This is a genomic window from Lachnoanaerobaculum gingivalis, assembly GCF_003862475.1.
GTDB classification, from domain to species: Bacteria; Bacillota; Clostridia; order Lachnospirales; family Lachnospiraceae; genus Lachnoanaerobaculum; species Lachnoanaerobaculum gingivalis.
Genome location: NZ_RRCO01000001.1, coordinates 354943 through 370553, shown reverse-complemented (window position 1 = coordinate 370553; position 15611 = coordinate 354943). Strand labels below are relative to the sequence as shown.

Here is a 15611-nt window from a genome sequence, read left to right as displayed (position 1 = left end):
ATGTTTTTTACAAACATAAAGCTTGCTGAAAAATACAATTATTTAAATGAAAAGTTTTTGGCCGCATATGACTGGTTAAGAAACAATGATTTAAAGGCTTTGGAGCCGGGGAAGTATGAAATAATGGGTGATGATGTGTTTGCAAATGTACATGAGTACAATACATTACCCGTTGAAGAAAAGAAATTTGAAGCACATGATAAATTCTTTGATATTCAATGTCTTGTGGAGGGTGTTGAGTTCTTCGGAGTGTGTAACAGAGAAGGTTTAATTGTAAGTGAGTCAAGACCTGAAAATGATATAGTACTATATGAAAAACCTGAGGTATATGGACATGTTATACTCTATCCGGGAGACTTTATAGTAGTAGCACCGGAAGACGCACATATGCCCGGATGTGCACTTACTGTTACTGCAGCTGCCAAAAAGGTGGTTGTAAAAGTAAGAGTATGATAAAAAAGGGTTTTTTAATCGGGCTTTTGCTTTTCGGTATATTTTTCGGAGCGGGAAATCTTATTTTTCCGGCAGAACTCGGGTTTAGAGCAGGAGAGAATTTCTATCCGGCAATACTTGGTTTTGTATTATCAGGTGTAGGCATTGCAATAATTACCTTGGTTCTTGGAACTATGGTAAAAGGCGGATATAAAAATGAAATCAGCATAAAGGTGGATCCTAAATTTGCTACATCATATTTGACAATGCTATATCTTGCCATAGGACCTTTCTTTGCAATACCGAGAACTGCAGGAACTTCATTTTCCATAGGAATTGCACCTGTGACCGGCAACGGAAGATTGCCGCTATTTATATTCAGTGCAATTTATTTCTTGTTTGCATACCTTATAGCCATTAATCCGTCAAAGCTGATGGATAGAGTCGGCAAGATACTTACACCTATGTTTGCAATGCTTATAGTTATTCTTATAGTGATTGGAAATATGAATTTCCATGTGCTAAATCAGGGTGAAATGAGTACTGCAATGTCGGCTCTTAAGACGGGTTTTTTGGAAGGATATAATACTTTGGATGCGCTGGCTGCCGTAAGTTTTTGTCTGATTGCCACTTCAAGCATAAAGACCTTCGGATTTTCTTCAAAGAAGGAATATATAAAGATAATGACGGTAGTGGGTATAGTAACAGCTATATTCTTCAGTACACTTTATATAGGTCTTGGAGCATTGGGAAATAAATTCAGTATACCTGCAGATGTATTGGCAGATCCTGACATAAATATAGGAACTTATATTTTGTCAAAAAGCTCATATGAGCTCTTTGGCAGCTTCGGACAGGTGTTCTTGGGTGCAATGACTATACTTACCTGCTTTACGACTACTGCAGGTCTTATAGTAGTAGTTTCCGAGTATTTTGTGGAAACATTTCCAAAATTTAAATATAAAACATATGTGAACATATTTACTCTTATAGGCTTTGCTATGTCAAACTTCGGACTGAATACTATAATTAAGATATCGGTGCCTGTACTTAGAATTTTATATCCTATTACAATAGTTATAGTTGCAATAATTATCTTAAATAAATTTGTAAGACTTTCAAAGTCCGGAATGGCAATTGCAGTGATTTTAACAACTGTTTTTTCCGGAATAGAAGTAATGGGCAGTGTTTTAAAAGTTAAGTCAATAAACTCTGTTATGACTCTGTTCATAGGAGGAGATTCCGGATTTTTCTGGATGAATATTGCGGTTCTTGGAATAGTATTATCACTTTTAATGAAAGATAAAATAAAGGGCGATAGCTTTGAAATATAAAAATAAGCTGTTATAGGGGAGACCTTATAACAGCTCATTTTTTTAGAATCTTAAAACTTTCATAGATGTTGCTTCATGTGATGCAAGACTGTAAGCACAGTTCTTATCAAGGGATTCCATTCTCACCCATTCAAGGGAACGCATGGTTGCTTCTTTATCAACTGTGACAGCAGGAGGAGCAAGCTCTTTCCATGCAAGTTCTCCATATCCCGCATCGGAGTATAATAAAGTAAATTTGTTGTTTTCAGATGTAACCTTTACTCCAAACATTCCGGCAGAATGCCCGTAAAGCTTCATAAGTATAATGGATCCGTCACCTAAGAGATCCAAAGACTTTTCAAAAGGACCTTCCTTGCCGTTCCAGTCAAAAACAGAAATGTTTGCATCCTTCCACCAGCTCCTTGAATACCTTAAAGGGTTTTTCACAGCAGCTTTTGCTTCATCTCTTGAAACAAGAACTTTGGTTTCAGAAGAAATATCTGCAACACCGCTGACATTCTCAAAATCAAGATGTGTAAGAAGCACATAGTCAATATCCTGTGGTGAAATATTAATCTCCTCAAGTCTTGACAAAAGGGATGAATCTTTTTTTAAATGGAAATGTGTGGAAGCAAAGGTTAGAGGCGCCTTTATAGCTTTTAATTGCTTATCAAGACTGAGAGGCTCTTCCGATTCCAGATCCTTTCTTATACCTGTATCTACCAGAATATTTTTGTTACCTGTTTGTATAAGGAATGAAAGTACCGGAATATTTACTCTAGCTTCACTTTTAAGTAATAAACCATGTGTCTGCGGATTGAAGCCGGTATTTCCATTATATGCGAGAGAAGGAGCTACCATCACTTCTCCAGTTTGTAATATATGTATTTTCATAAATAACCATACCTTAAATTTATTTTTAGTTGTTTCAAATACTATTATACAAAACATAATACCCGAGGTCAAACTTAATATAATTTTTGGTTGCTAAGACCTATCTCATTACGTATAATTATAAAAATGTGAGGTAAGAGAGAAATGACAAAAAAGAAAAAAGACGGTGGAAGTTTGCTGAAAAAACTGCTTTGGTGGCTTCCGATAATAATACTTGGCTTAATGTTTGCTCTGGGTGCATGCACAAGGCAGGAAGCAAAGAAAGAGAGTGCGAAAACAGAAAGCGCTAAGATAGAAAGTTCCAAAACGGAAAGCGTCAAAGACGGAAAAAATCAAAGTAAATATTCGACGAGCGAAGAAGAAACTACCACGATTACAGAGTCTGAAGAAGAAACGCTTCAAGAAAGCGCAACGGAAAAAGAAGTACAGGTAGAAGAAAACGGAAATTATACTTCCAAGGAAGAAGTTGCACTATACATTCATACTTATGGAAAACTTCCGGTAAACTATATTACAAAAAAAGAGGCACAGGATATGGGATGGGATCCTTCAAAGGGAAATCTCTCAGATATACTGCCGGGAATGAGCATAGGAGGAAGTGCATTCGGAAATTATGAGGGTGCACTGCCAAGAGCAAACGGAAGAAGATATTTTGAATGTGATATTGATTATGACGGTGGATACAGAGGTGCCAAAAGGCTTGTTTATTCAAATGACGGATTGGTATTCTACACAGAGGATCACTACAATACTTTTGAACAAATATATTAGGGAAAATTAAATGAATAACATAACTTTGAAATTAGATAAATTCAGCGATAAAAATGAGATACATAATTATTTGAAAAAGAAAATGAAATTTCCTGATTATTACGGGGGAAATCTTGACGCACTTTATGATTGTTTGACTGATATAAGCTCGGATACAGCTATAGATATAAGATATGATGCTGAAAATGATATGCAAAGAGCCGTGCTTGAAGTGTTCAGTGATGCAGTGACCGCAAATACGCATTTGGCTATAATAAAGACAAAGGTAAATAAGAAAAAGCAATTGTAAGTTCGTTTTGAAATTTTAGATTGGAGAATAGATGGAGTCAAAGTGGATGCTTTATACAAAGCGGGCTGAGTTTGAAAAAATATCAGCCCGTTTTAATATTTCACCGGTATTGGCAAGGATTATAATAAACAGAGATATAAAGGAAGAAGATTTTCCTATATTCCTTCAAAATGATATGAGCCTGATGCATGATCCGAAATACCTGACCGGTATAAATGAAGCTTATGATATCATAACGGAAGAAATAAATGCCGGAAAGAAGATCAGAGTAGTAGGCGACTATGATATAGACGGAGTATGTTCGTCTTATATTTTGGTAAAAGCATTAAAATATTTCGGAGCAAATGTAGATGTGAGGATACCGGACCGTATAAAGGACGGTTACGGAATCAATGATAATATAATAAAAGATGCGGCAAGTGATGGCGTAGATATGATAATAACCTGTGATAACGGTATTGCTGCACATTCTCAGATGGAGCTTGCAAGAAAACTTGGAATTAAGGTGATTATTACCGATCATCATGAGGTGTATCAGGAGAATGAAAGGGATCTTTTACCTGTTGCAAATGTAGTAATAAATCCGAAAAGAAGTGATTGTGAATATCCTTTTAAGAGTATATGCGGAGGTCTGGTGGCATATAAGCTTATGGAATATATTTATGAGAAGCGAAACAACGGAAAAAAGATTTATGATGATCCGGAACTTAAAGATCTCTTGGAAGTAGCGGCTATAGCTACTGTCGGAGATGTAATGCCTTTAATTGATGAAAACAGGATATTGGTAAAAAACGGGCTGAAAAGCCTGATGAATACAAATAATCTTGGACTTCAGGCTCTTATAAAGGCTACAGGTATGGAGGGTAAAAAACTCAGTGCATACAGTATCGGATTTGTACTCGGACCATGCCTAAATGCCGGAGGAAGGCTTGAAAATGCTCTTATTGCACTTAATATGTTTATGGCTGAAAGTAAAGAAGAAGCTGATGAATATGCCGAGCATCTAAAGGAATTAAATGATGAGCGAAAAGACCTTACATTAAAGAATGTAAAAAGAGCTATAGAGATTGCAGAAAATGAATATAAGGATGATGATATTCTTGTAATACATTTAGATGATTGTCATGAATCAATAGCCGGAATAATAGCCGGAAGAGTAAGAGAAGCTCTTGGAAAACCGACTATTATACTTACGGAAGCCTTCGGTGAGGAAGACATGATAAAGGGATCCGGCAGGTCTATAGAAAGCTACAACATGTTTGAAGCACTGTATGAAGTCAAAGATGTATTTGTAAAATTTGGCGGACATCATATGGCTGCCGGAATGAGTCTTGAAAAAAACAGGCTTGATGAGTTTAGAAACAGGCTTAATATGAATTCAAAACTTTGTGGAGAGGATTTTGTGCAAAAGGTTTGGATAGATATTGCGCTTCCGTTTTCATATTTGAATCTTGATTTCGTGAGAGAACTTGAAAAACTGGAGCCTTTTGGAAATAAGAATGAAAAACCTAAGTTTGCAAGAAAAGATATAAAGATACTTTCAAAAAAGGTACTTGGAAAGAACAAAAATGTTGTAAAGATGCTTTTGGAAGACACAGACGGGACTGTAGTGGAGGGAATCTATTTCGGTGACGGTGAAGAGTTCTTTGAAGACATAAAGGAAAGAAAAGAGATAGATATTATATATTATCCGGATATTAATGAGTACAACGGAAGAGAAAGTCTGCAGATAGTTATAAGTAATTATAGGTAAAAACATATAGCAAAGAGATTTGATTTATTGTATACTTTCATAGACAACAGCAATATGGTTGTAGTTAGGAGATAAAGATATGGTTAATGAAGTGATGAACTTTTTAAAGGAACTTGACCCTGAGGTTGGCGTTGCAGTAGAAAAAGAGGCAAACAGACAGAGAAGAAATCTTGAGCTTATTGCATCAGAAAACATTGTATCCGAAGCTGTAATGATGGCAATGGGAACAGTCCTTACAAATAAATATGCCGAAGGATATCCGGGAAAGAGATATTACGGCGGTTGTGAAGATGTAGATATTGTAGAAAGTATTGCAATCGAAAGAGCAAAGAAATTATTCGGTTGTGATTATGCAAATGTTCAGCCTCATTCAGGTGCACAGGCAAATATGGCTGTATTCCTTGCAATGCTTGAGGCAGGAGATACGGTTCTTGGAATGAATCTAAACCATGGAGGACATTTAACACATGGTTCAGCAGTAAATTTCTCAGGAAAATACTTTAATATAGTTCCGTACGGTGTAAATGATGAAGGCTTTATAGATTATGATGAGCTTGAAAGGATTGCCGTTGAGTGTAAGCCTAAAATGATAATAGCAGGTGCAAGTGCATATGCAAGAACTATCGACTTTAAGAGATTCAGAGAAGTTGCCGATAAGGTGGGCGCATATCTGATGGTTGATATGGCGCACATTGCCGGACTTGTAGCTGCCGGACTTCATCCTTCACCTATCGGAATTGCGGATGTTGTAACTACAACAACACATAAGACACTCAGAGGACCGAGAGGTGGACTTATTTTGGCAAACAAGGAAGCTGCTGAGAAGTTCAACTTTAATAAGGCTGTATTCCCGGGAATACAGGGCGGTCCGCTTGAGCATGTAATAGCATCAAAGGCAGTATGCTTCGGTGAGGCTTTAAAGCCTGAGTTTAAGACATATCAGGAGCAGATAGTAAAGAATGCCAAGGCATTGGCGGATGCTTTGATAGCTGAGGGATTTAATATCCTTACAGGAGGCACAGACAATCATTTGATGTTGCTTGACCTTAGAGGCACAGGAGTTACCGGAAAGGAACTTCAAAATAAATGTGATGAAGTATATATTACTTTGAATAAGAATACTGTTCCAAACGATCCTGAGAGTCCTTTTACAACAAGTGGAGTAAGAATAGGTACTCCTGCCGTAACAAGCAGAGGACTTGTGGAAGAGGATATGAAGACTATAGCAAGACTTATCAAAATGGCCGCATTTGAGTTTGATACAAAGGCAGACGCGATAAGAGCTGAAGTTACAAAGCTTATGGATAAGTATCCTATCTATAAATAATATTGTAAATATTTCAGAAAGGCCGGCCCAATAAATATTTTGGGCCGATTTGGTGTGTATTATGAAAGAATTAAAGGACTATGTAAGAAGTATACCTGATTTTCCTGAGCCGGGAATCATCTTTAGAGATGTTACCACTATATTACAGGACCCTGATGGACTTGTTCTCAGTATAGACGGCTTAAGAGCCGAACTTAAAGGCCTTAATTATGACCTTATCTTAGGACCTGAATCAAGAGGCTTCATCTTCGGTGTACCTGTGGCTTATGCAGAGCATAAAGCTTTTATCCCTGTAAGAAAAAAAGGCAAGCTTCCATGTGAGACCGTAAGTATGGATTACGATCTGGAATACGGCAAGGCTACAATAGAAATTCATAAGGATGCTATAAAGCCGGGCGACAAAGTAGTTATAATCGATGATTTAATCGCTACAGGAGGTACAATTGAGGCCATCACAAAGCTTGTTGAAAGCCTTGGCGGCGAGATTGTAAAGATTGTATTTGTAATGGAGCTTGAAGGTCTTAAGGGAAGAGAAAAGCTTTCAAAATACAATATTGCCAGCCTGATAAAGTATGAGGGGAAATAAAAAAGCCAAAAAAAATAAAAAAATAAAAATAAATGACATAAATGATATTGACATTTAAGCTACGATTAAGTATAATTATTAATTGTGACATTAGAGATTAATGCTTATTCCAATGCCCCGGAGAGCATTTATCCATATAAAGCGAAGTTAAAAGATTAATGGAGGTCAGTCAATGAAAACTTTTATGGCTAATCCGGATAAGATCGACAGAAAATGGTATGTTGTCGATGCAAAGGGAGCTACATTGGGACGACTTGCTTCAGAAGTTGCAAGTGTATTAAGAGGAAAGAACAAACCGGAATTTACACCACATGTTGATTGTGGAGACTATGTTATCGTAATCAATGCTGCTGAGGTAAAGGTTACAGGTAAAAAGTTAGATCAGAAGATTTATTACAACCATTCAGAGTATGTTGGCGGTATGAGAGAGACAACTCTTCGTGAACTTCTTGCAAAGAAGCCTGAGAGAGTAGTAGAGCTTGCCATCAAGGGCATGCTTCCAAAGGGACCACTTGGTAGAGATATGTACAGAAAGCTTCATGTTTATGCAGGCGAGACTCATGGACATCAGGCACAGAAGCCGGTAGTATTGGAAATTAAAGGCTAATAATCTTTAAGAAGGAGAATGGTATGACTAACGATAAGTTTTACGGAACAGGTAGAAGAAAAAGTTCTATCGCCAGAGTATATCTTGTACCTGGAACAGGTAAGATAACAATAAATAAAAGAGATATTGATGAGTATTTTGGTCTTGAGACATTGAAGGTTGTTGTTCGTCAGCCTTTAGTGGCTACAGACAATGTAAATAAGTTTGATGTACTTGTAAATGTTTGCGGTGGTGGTTTCACAGGCCAGGCCGGAGCTATCAGACATGGTATTTCAAGAGCACTTCTTCACGCAGATGAGGAGTATAGACCAACTTTAAAGAAGGCAGGATTCCTTACAAGAGATCCAAGAATGAAAGAGCGTAAGAAATACGGTCTTAAATCAGCAAGAAGAGCACCACAGTTCTCAAAGAGATAATTATATATTGCAATATTACACTCCGGAACGATGTTCCGGAGTTTTTTGTGTCTTAATAAAACTAATTTTATTTATTCTACCGTAACAGACTTTGCCAGATTTCTTGGTTTATCTGGATCTAAGCCCTTTAAGACGCTGACCTGATAGGATAGAAACTGCAGTGGAACTACTAAAAGGCTTCCGGCAAAGAGAGGATTGGTACTTGGTACACTAAGATTTTGTACAAAGTCATCCTCATCTATAGAAATATTTTCCATTGTGAGAGAAAAGCATTTTGCCCCACGACTTTTTACCTCGTGAATATTTGAAATACTTTTTCCGGCGAGTTCCTCCTGAGAAAAAAGAGCGATTACAGGACTGTCTTTTTCTATCAGACTTATTGTACCATGCTTCAGCTCACCGCTGCTGTAGCTTTCACAGTGAATATAGCTGATTTCCTTAAGCTTCAAAGCTCCTTCCATGGAGATGGCCCAGTCAAGGCCTCTTCCAAGGAAGAAAATATTGTCAGAGTCCTTCAGATTCTTTGCCATAGGTAGGATTTCATCATCTAGGGAAAGACATTGTTGAATCTTACCGGGTAGAAGGAAAAGTTCATCTCTGAGGATACAAGCTTCTTCATCTTTAATTTTCCCCTTTGCTTTAGCTAAAAGCAGGGAGAAAATATAACCTGCAACAAGCTGACAGCTGTAAGCCTTTGTAGTGGCGACTGCGATTTCAGGTCCTGCCTGTGTATAAAAGACAAAGTCGGATTCCACTGCAATTGCAGATCCCTTGACATTTACAATGGAAAGAGTTTTTGCCCCCAATTTCTTTGCTTCTTTTAGGGCAGCTAAAGTATCCGCAGTTTCTCCTGACTGGCTTATGCTGATAACCAGTTCGCCATCTTCTAAAATCGGATGATTGTAGCGAAACTCACTTGCAAGCTCCACCTGTACCGGAACTCTTGCCAGACTTTCACAAACTGACTTTAATACATAGCCTACATGGTATGCAGATCCGCATGCAATTATTCTGACTCTTGAAATATCTTGAAAATCACTTTCACTCATAGAGAAGGCTTCATAGGAAAAGTCATCATTGTCCTGATTGCAGGCATAAAGCAGAGTATCTTTTACAGCCTGTGGTTGCTCAAAGATTTCCTTCTCCATAAAATGCAGATATTCTCCTTTATGAATTCGGCTTTGATCAAGGTCGGATATACCGTAAGAGCGTTTTACCTCTTCCTTATTTTTGTTATAAATATGTATTTCATTTTCAGAAAGTGTTAAAATCTCCTTGTTTTCCAAGGCATATATTTCATTTGTATAGTCCAAAAATGCGGAAATATCAGAGGCAATATAAAAAGAATTGTCCCCTTTTCCTACAATCAAAGGACTGTCCTTTCTCATTGCATAAAGAGTATTTGCATCACCTTTGAACATAATTGCAAAGGCGTAAGAACCTTTCAACTCTTTTTGCACTAAGAAGAGAGTCTTTAAAATATTCTTTTCTTTCAAGTAAAAATATTCAATCAGGTTTACAGCAACCTCGGTATCAGTTTCCGAGTAGAAATTGTACCCTTTTTCTTGTAAAAAGTTCTTTAAATCCGCAAAGTTTTCAATAATACCGTTATGAACCAGTACTACTTCTTTATTCATAGATAAGTGTGGATGAGAATTCTTTTCATCAGCCTTACCATGAGTTGCCCAACGTGTGTGACCGATTCCCATAGAGCAGGGAAACTCACATTCTTTGGAAGCAACAACCTTTTTTTTCAATTCCTCCAATTTACCTACAGATTTTACTATAGTAAAAGGATGAGAATATAGGGCTATTCCGGCAGAATCATAGCCTCTGTATTCAAGACGCGAAAGACCGGACAGTAGAATATCCTTCGTATTCCCCTGCCCTACAAAACCAACAATACCGCACATCGTATTTTTCTCCTATTTAATTGTTTATTGTGCGAAGAAAGCTTTTGTTACGATCTTGATTTCGCTTTTTTTCTTTCTCTTACGATGCACTACTCCGAAACAGCATCCGCCGAATCTTTCGATAACTGTTTACCTCGTCAGCTAGGTGAATTCCCGAAGCCCTGGCGCTAATTTTCCCTTATTCCTCAGTAAAGAAAAATTTGTGTTATGATAACATATGAAAAAGAAATTTGGAATGCTTTTTTGCAAAAATTAAAAAATTTTATATAAAATATGGTAGAATAATCATATGCAAATACGTAAATAGGAGGGGTAAGTATGAGCGCCAGATTATTATTTATAGGATTAATGGTATTCTTAGGTGTTTGCTTTACTGCTATAGCACTTTGGATTAGAACTATGCTGAAGAAAAGTTCAGTATACGGTATGCGTGGAGCGGCAAATAATCAAACCGATACAAGTAAAATGAAAATCGGTGAGATATTTTTCTATATTCTAAGTATAGTTATCACTGTACTGATAGTGTTGAAGTTAATGAGCGTTATGGGATCAGGGGCTGCTGCTCTTGGAGGAATGATCATAGCAATACCTGTGAGAGCTTTTTTTAATGCAAGAAGGCGTACATATAATTTTATATTTTCTCTTGCAGTATTATCATTGTTGTTTGTTTTTTTATGCTTCGGATATATTCTTATAGGTTTACCGGTGAAGCCGCCTGTAATTACTGTAGGAAGTATGAAGGTAACAATTAGTAAGACAAGTGTTGAAGACCTTTTAGATAAAGGCTTTGACATATATATCATGAATGACGAGAATACATATGAGTACAGTGAAATGCTGACAAGCGGTTCTTACACTAAGTATGACGGAAATCAGGATATTGCTGTGGAGAAGGGATATAGAAGTACCGGAGAGACTCTAAGGGGAGCACCATATTTATTGGCAAAAGATGATACACTTATAGGTGCAATAGATTTGTATGGAAGTCTTGATAAAGATGTGGATATAAAGGATGCCAAGGTCGTGAATTTCTATATGGATGAAGACTGTGAGAGTGCAGTGAAAAATACCGGTATAGATATTAAACTTGAAGATCTGAATCTGTTAGATACTTTTGATACAGATAATGTAAAAAACATTTTTAAAAAGAAACTTTGGCTAATACCGAATGAATTGGAGCCTACAGACTCTGTATATGGGATATCATGGCGTACCAACAGTGATTCTATATTCTGGAATGAGTATTATGCTTATATACGAATTGATGAAAATAAAAGTATGAGAAATTTTATAGTTTCAACAAGCGTTGCTAAGGACAAACCTGAAAAGTAAAATTATACGTTTAAGAACAATAGAATATTTGCGTTTTTTTTCTATTTAGGATATATTATTGTATGTACAAATTAATTTATCAAGTATAGGAGATACAGATGGAATTAAAGCAGGAACTTATAATTGTTTTGGACTTTGGAGGCCAGTACAACCAGTTAGTTGCAAGAAGAGTAAGAGAGAACAATGTATATTGTGAGATCTATTCATATAAAACCCCCTTAGAAGAGATCAAGAAGAAAAATCCGAAGGGAATCATACTTACAGGAGGACCGGACAGTTGCTATCTGCCTGATTCAGCCACATATTCAAAAGAGCTTTTTGAACTTGGAGTTCCTGTACTTGGACTATGCTACGGTGCACAGCTTATGCAGCATCTACTTGGTGGAAAGGTAGAAAGAGCAAGTGTAAGAGAGTATGGTAAAATCAAATTGACAGTGGATAAGGCTGACAGTGCAGTGTTTGAGAATGTGCCGAAGGAAAGCATTGTGTGGATGAGCCATACAGACTATATAAGTAAACTTGGTGAAGGATTTGAGATTACATCACATAGTGATGACTGTCCTGTAGCCTCATATGAGAATGCAGCAAAGAATCTCTACGGAATACAGTTCCACCCTGAAGTTTTGCATTCAGAGTATGGACATGTAATGCTTGGAAACTTTATAAAAAATGTCTGCAAATGTGAATGTAACTGGAAGATGGATGCCTTTGTAGAAAACAGTATAAAGGCAATTAAAGAAAAGGTAGGCAACGGTAAGGTGCTTTGTGCACTTTCAGGTGGTGTTGACTCATCAGTTGCAGCAGTAATGCTCAGCAAGGCGGTAGGTGAAAATCTTACCTGTGTATTTGTTGACCATGGACTTCTCAGAAAAAATGAAGGTGATGAGGTTGAGGCTGTATTCGGACCGAACGGCAACTATAAGCTGAACTTTATCAGAGTAAATGCGGCAGACAGATTCTACTCAAAACTTGCAGGTGTAAGCGAGCCTGAAAAAAAGCGTAAGATAATAGGTGAAGAATTCATCAGAGTATTTGAGGAAGAAGCTAAGAAAATCGGTAAGGTAGATTTCCTTGTACAGGGAACTATTTATCCTGATGTAGTAGAGTCGGGACTTGGTGGTGAGAGTGTAGTAATCAAGTCACATCACAATGTAGGAGGACTCCCTGACTATGTTGATTTCAAGGAAATCATAGAGCCTCTTAGAGATCTTTTCAAGGATGAGGTAAGAAAGGCGGGACTTGAGCTTGGTATTCCAAAGCATCTTGTATTCCGTCAGCCATTCCCGGGCCCGGGCCTTGGAATCAGAATTATCGGTGAAGTTACAGCTGAAAAGGTAAAGATAGTTCAGGATGCCGATGCTATATACCGTGAGGAGATAGATAAAGCAGGACTTTCACAGGAAATCAATCAATACTTTGCAGCTCTCACAAATATGAGAAGCGTAGGAGTAATGGGAGATTACAGAACTTATGACTATGCTATAGCACTTCGTGCAGTAAAGACAATAGACTTTATGACGGCAGAGGCTGCGAGACTTCCATGGGAAGTACTTGAAAAGGTGACCAACAGGATTATCAATGAGGTAGACCATGTAAACAGGGTACTCTATGATATCACTAGCAAGCCACCAGGAACTATTGAGCTGGAATAAATAAAATAACGCCACAAATCCTTTAAATACAAGGGTTTGTGGCGTTTTTGTATGTGGTTTGAGTACAAAATGAGTACAGGAAAGATAGCGAAATATTTTAATATATTGATAGTTTAATAATATAGTACATGTATCTATAATCCTTAAATACATTATTGATATTCTTCATCTTCCGGAATAACTAAATGGTCTATATAGTCCATAATTTCTTCATAAGTGGGTTTACGGCCCCATTGCTCTTCAAGCATATTTGAAAGATTAAATACTGATTGAGAGTCGAATTTTATACTATCTCGCATAGCTTTGTTAGGGTTGGTTTCATATAAAGACATACCGGCTTTTATAGAATCATTTGTGATGGTATTATTGGTAACTTATTTAGGCTTGATAATAAAGAAATCCTTAACAATACAAAGTATTGAAACGATTATAAGCACTGTAGCAACAATATTTTCATTAAGCCAAGAAACTTTAGCAATGAATTCATCAAGCTTGAAAGCTAAGAATAATGCCAGGGAAACTGTACATAAAATAGATATCAGATAGTTACCTGAAAGATTTAATAGTATCCCAAAGAGTGATGAGATTAAATATACTGCTGAAGCCATTAATAATCCGCCATTAACAGTACCAATTTTGAATGCACCACGACTATAATCATGGTATTGTTGATTGTAGAGATATCTTATCTGTCGTATTAAAACCACCTATATTTCATCTGCAAGTGTGTGATGGAAAAGAGATTTACGAAGTGGATTTAGAACCTTTCAGAGATTTGCAAGGCTTATTGTCCAATGTAACGAATAGCCTGAATCAGATTGACAAAAGAGTGAATCAAACGGGAATTATCTATCGAGATGATATTGAAGATATGAAGAAATTCATAGAGAAATTTTCGAAGGAGCTGTGGGATATTCACTCGCTGCTGCTAAAAAGGACGAAGGAAGTCAGTGAGGATTAAAGAGTACCAGGAGGTGCTGAAGAGACATCTCCTTTTTCGTACAAAAATGAAATTTAACTTAGGTAAAAAAATTGTGAGGTATGAGACGGAAGTTTTTTTATAAATCGTCCCTATTTTTTCAAGTAACTTCAGATTGTGTTTTCGCTATTTTATATGGTATAATTAAAATAATTTGGAGGTGTTTTATGAGTGTTTCTTATAAAAAATTATGGATTCATTTAATAGAAAAGAATATGAAAAGAACCGACTTAATCAAGCTAACAGGAATTACTTCAAACACCTTAGCTAATATGGGTAAAGACGAATATATATCAATGAAAAACTTAGAAAGAATATGTAAAGCAATGAATCTTACTCCAAGCGATATCTTGGAATTTGTGGAGGATTAGCACATGAAAGATGATAACACTTTGATACCGATAGAGGAAACAAGCATCACAAATCTAATCTACACCATTCGTGGGAAGCAGGTAATGATTGATAGGGACTTAGCTGACTTATATCAGGTTCAAACCAAAAGATTGAATGAGCAAGTCAAAAGAAACTCGGCTAGATTTCCTGAAGAGTTTTGCTTTAGACTCAGTACAGAAGAAAAGAATGAACTGGTCGCAAATTGCGACCGGTTCACTACCATGAAACATTCATCATCGAATCCATATGCTTTTACGGAACAAGGCATTGCTATGCTTTCCGCTGTCCTTAAAAGTGATATTGCAGTAGAAGTAAGCATAAGGATTATGAATAGTTTTGTGGAGATGAGAAAATTCCTGCTTTCAAATCAACAACTTTTTTCGAGGCTGGATAGAGTGGAGTTAAAACAGTTAGAAACAGATAAGAAACTTGAAGAAGTATTCAACTACATTGCGAGCAATACAGAGGTAAAACAAAAGATCTTTTTTGACGGACAAATCTATGATGCCTTCAGGTTTATTGCAGATCTAATTGGAAAAGCACAGAGCAAACTGATCTTGATTGATAATTATGTGGATGTAAATACGCTTAATATACTTTGTAAGAAGAATTCAGAAGTTGACGTATTGATTGCAACATCTGGAAAAGGAAACTTAACAACAAAAGACATGAACAAGTTTAATGCTCAGTACCCGAGTTTGAGCGTGAAAACGACCAAAGATTTTCATGATCGTTTTTTGATTATTGATGACAAAGAAGGATACTTTATCGGTGCATCTATAAAAGACGCCGGCAAGAAGAGTTTTGCGATAACAAAGATTGAAGATGGAAAATTGGTTCAGGATTTGATCAATAAAGTTAAGTAGGAGGAGTTTAGTGATTAAGGATAATATCTTATATAGTGAGAGTGCAAAACCTGTTTTACTTTCCTTTATGAAGTTTTCCATCAAGCCT

The 15611-nt window shown here is 36.8% G+C and carries 17 protein-coding genes and 1 pseudogene; 14 read left to right on the top strand and 4 right to left on the bottom strand.

Annotation, left to right across the window (positions count from 1 at the left end; translation table 11 throughout):
* Window positions 1–453, top strand: coding sequence for a YhcH/YjgK/YiaL family protein (locus tag EHV10_RS01760; RefSeq protein ID WP_128673145.1), 453 nt, complete (start codon window positions 1–3; stop codon window positions 451–453).
* On the top strand, window positions 450–1766 hold the full coding sequence (gene brnQ, locus EHV10_RS01755; protein ID WP_128673144.1) for a branched-chain amino acid transport system II carrier protein: 1317 nt from the start codon (window positions 450–452) through the stop codon (window positions 1764–1766). The genes EHV10_RS01760 and brnQ overlap by 4 nt, the downstream gene beginning before the upstream one ends.
* A 42-nt stretch (window positions 1767–1808) precedes the next feature.
* On the opposite strand, the gene EHV10_RS01750 is transcribed toward brnQ, so the two are convergent.
* Window positions 1809–2639 carry an MBL fold metallo-hydrolase gene (locus tag EHV10_RS01750; RefSeq protein ID WP_128673143.1) on the bottom strand — a complete coding sequence of 277 codons (831 nt, stop codon included), beginning with the start codon at window positions 2637–2639 and terminating at the stop codon, window positions 1809–1811.
* A gap of 144 nt (window positions 2640–2783) precedes the next feature.
* Between EHV10_RS01750 and EHV10_RS01745 the strand changes: the two genes are divergently transcribed.
* The 7 genes from EHV10_RS01745 to rpsI all read left to right on the top strand — a co-directional run bounded on the left by EHV10_RS01745 (window position 2784) and on the right by rpsI (window position 8388).
* Complete coding sequence (locus EHV10_RS01745) at window positions 2784–3410, top strand: ribonuclease domain-containing protein (protein WP_128673142.1); 627 nt, start codon at window positions 2784–2786, stop codon at window positions 3408–3410.
* Window positions 3411–3420: 10 nt separating this feature from the next.
* A complete protein-coding gene (locus EHV10_RS01740; RefSeq protein ID WP_128673141.1) occupies window positions 3421–3699 on the top strand; it encodes a barstar family protein in 279 nt (92 codons plus the stop codon).
* Window positions 3700–3730: 31 nt separating this feature from the next.
* Window positions 3731–5452 (top strand): single-stranded-DNA-specific exonuclease RecJ, encoded by a 1722-nt coding sequence (recJ, locus tag EHV10_RS01735; RefSeq protein WP_128673140.1) that lies wholly within the window; start codon window positions 3731–3733, stop codon window positions 5450–5452.
* A 79-nt stretch (window positions 5453–5531) separates the two neighbouring features.
* Window positions 5532–6779 (top strand): serine hydroxymethyltransferase, encoded by a 1248-nt coding sequence (glyA, locus tag EHV10_RS01730; RefSeq protein ID WP_128673139.1) that lies wholly within the window; start codon window positions 5532–5534, stop codon window positions 6777–6779.
* Window positions 6780–6840: 61 nt separating this feature from the next.
* The gene (locus tag EHV10_RS01725) at window positions 6841–7365 is read left to right on the top strand and encodes an adenine phosphoribosyltransferase (protein WP_128673138.1); all 525 of its coding nucleotides are present in this window, start codon (window positions 6841–6843) and stop codon (window positions 7363–7365) included.
* 172 nt (window positions 7366–7537) lie between these two features.
* Window positions 7538–7972, top strand: a complete 435-nt coding sequence (rplM, locus tag EHV10_RS01720; protein ID WP_007590782.1) for a 50S ribosomal protein L13 — start codon at window positions 7538–7540, stop codon at window positions 7970–7972.
* 23 nt (window positions 7973–7995) lie between these two features.
* Window positions 7996–8388 carry a 30S ribosomal protein S9 gene (gene rpsI, locus EHV10_RS01715; protein WP_007590784.1) on the top strand — a complete coding sequence of 131 codons (393 nt, stop codon included), beginning with the start codon at window positions 7996–7998 and terminating at the stop codon, window positions 8386–8388.
* Window positions 8389–8459: 71 nt separating this feature from the next.
* Here the strand turns inward: rpsI and glmS are convergent, their stop codons facing one another.
* Window positions 8460–10301 (bottom strand): glutamine--fructose-6-phosphate transaminase (isomerizing), encoded by a 1842-nt coding sequence (gene glmS / locus EHV10_RS01710; RefSeq protein ID WP_128673137.1) that lies wholly within the window; start codon window positions 10299–10301, stop codon window positions 8460–8462.
* A 318-nt stretch (window positions 10302–10619) separates the two neighbouring features.
* On the opposite strand from glmS, the gene EHV10_RS01705 reads away from it, so the two are divergent.
* Both EHV10_RS01705 and guaA read left to right on the top strand, forming a co-directional pair.
* Window positions 10620–11633, top strand: a complete 1014-nt coding sequence (locus EHV10_RS01705) for a hypothetical protein (RefSeq protein WP_128673136.1) — start codon at window positions 10620–10622, stop codon at window positions 11631–11633.
* A gap of 98 nt (window positions 11634–11731) precedes the next feature.
* Window positions 11732–13285: a glutamine-hydrolyzing GMP synthase gene (gene guaA, locus EHV10_RS01700; protein ID WP_128673135.1), complete on the top strand. Its 1554-nt coding sequence runs from the start codon at window positions 11732–11734 to the stop codon at window positions 13283–13285.
* A gap of 152 nt (window positions 13286–13437) precedes the next feature.
* Here the strand turns inward: guaA and EHV10_RS14675 are convergent, their stop codons facing one another.
* Both EHV10_RS14675 and EHV10_RS14670 read right to left on the bottom strand, forming a co-directional pair.
* A complete protein-coding gene (locus tag EHV10_RS14675; RefSeq protein WP_207667114.1) occupies window positions 13438–13617 on the bottom strand; it encodes a hypothetical protein in 180 nt (59 codons plus the stop codon).
* Between the two features lie 42 nt (window positions 13618–13659).
* On the bottom strand, window positions 13660–13893 hold the full coding sequence (locus EHV10_RS14670; protein WP_207667113.1) for a hypothetical protein: 234 nt from the start codon (window positions 13891–13893) through the stop codon (window positions 13660–13662).
* Between the two features lie 93 nt (window positions 13894–13986).
* Here EHV10_RS14670 and EHV10_RS01690 point away from each other — a divergent pair.
* The 3 genes and pseudogenes from EHV10_RS01690 to EHV10_RS01680 form a co-directional block, all read left to right on the top strand.
* Window positions 13987–14246, top strand: a pseudogene (locus EHV10_RS01690) (plasmid mobilization relaxosome protein MobC); the annotation flags it as partial.
* Between the two features lie 185 nt (window positions 14247–14431).
* Window positions 14432–14635, top strand: a complete 204-nt coding sequence (locus EHV10_RS01685) for a helix-turn-helix domain-containing protein (protein ID WP_128673134.1) — start codon at window positions 14432–14434, stop codon at window positions 14633–14635.
* Between the two features lie 3 nt (window positions 14636–14638).
* The gene (locus EHV10_RS01680; RefSeq protein WP_128673133.1) at window positions 14639–15523 is read left to right on the top strand and encodes an ORF6N domain-containing protein; all 885 of its coding nucleotides are present in this window, start codon (window positions 14639–14641) and stop codon (window positions 15521–15523) included.
* Window positions 15524–15611 lie beyond the last annotated feature (88 nt).

Bases quoted from the DNA above. Each gene is read 5' to 3' on its own strand.
- EHV10_RS01705 (WP_128673136.1), top strand. From the start codon at position 10,620: ATGAGCGCCAGATTATTATTTATAGGATTAATGGTATTCTTAGGTGTT.
- EHV10_RS01680 (WP_128673133.1), top strand. From the start codon at position 14,639: ATGAAAGATGATAACACTTTGATACCGATAGAGGAAACAAGCATCACA.
- EHV10_RS01685 (WP_128673134.1), top strand. From the start codon at position 14,432: ATGAGTGTTTCTTATAAAAAATTATGGATTCATTTAATAGAAAAGAAT.
- guaA (WP_128673135.1), top strand. From the start codon at position 11,732: ATGGAATTAAAGCAGGAACTTATAATTGTTTTGGACTTTGGAGGCCAG.
- EHV10_RS01740 (WP_128673141.1), top strand. From the start codon at position 3,421: ATGAATAACATAACTTTGAAATTAGATAAATTCAGCGATAAAAATGAG.
- EHV10_RS14670 (WP_207667113.1), bottom strand. From the start codon at position 13,893: ATGGCTTCAGCAGTATATTTAATCTCATCACTCTTTGGGATACTATTA.
- glmS (WP_128673137.1), bottom strand. From the start codon at position 10,301: ATGTGCGGTATTGTTGGTTTTGTAGGGCAGGGGAATACGAAGGATATT.
- EHV10_RS01745 (WP_128673142.1), top strand. From the start codon at position 2,784: ATGACAAAAAAGAAAAAAGACGGTGGAAGTTTGCTGAAAAAACTGCTT.
- glyA (WP_128673139.1), top strand. From the start codon at position 5,532: ATGGTTAATGAAGTGATGAACTTTTTAAAGGAACTTGACCCTGAGGTT.
- EHV10_RS01760 (WP_128673145.1), top strand. From the start codon at position 1: ATGTTTTTTACAAACATAAAGCTTGCTGAAAAATACAATTATTTAAAT.
- recJ (WP_128673140.1), top strand. From the start codon at position 3,731: ATGGAGTCAAAGTGGATGCTTTATACAAAGCGGGCTGAGTTTGAAAAA.
- EHV10_RS01725 (WP_128673138.1), top strand. From the start codon at position 6,841: ATGAAAGAATTAAAGGACTATGTAAGAAGTATACCTGATTTTCCTGAG.
- rpsI (WP_007590784.1), top strand. From the start codon at position 7,996: ATGACTAACGATAAGTTTTACGGAACAGGTAGAAGAAAAAGTTCTATC.
- EHV10_RS14675 (WP_207667114.1), bottom strand. From the start codon at position 13,617: ATGTCTTTATATGAAACCAACCCTAACAAAGCTATGCGAGATAGTATA.
- brnQ (WP_128673144.1), top strand. From the start codon at position 450: ATGATAAAAAAGGGTTTTTTAATCGGGCTTTTGCTTTTCGGTATATTT.
- rplM (WP_007590782.1), top strand. From the start codon at position 7,538: ATGAAAACTTTTATGGCTAATCCGGATAAGATCGACAGAAAATGGTAT.
- EHV10_RS01750 (WP_128673143.1), bottom strand. From the start codon at position 2,639: ATGAAAATACATATATTACAAACTGGAGAAGTGATGGTAGCTCCTTCT.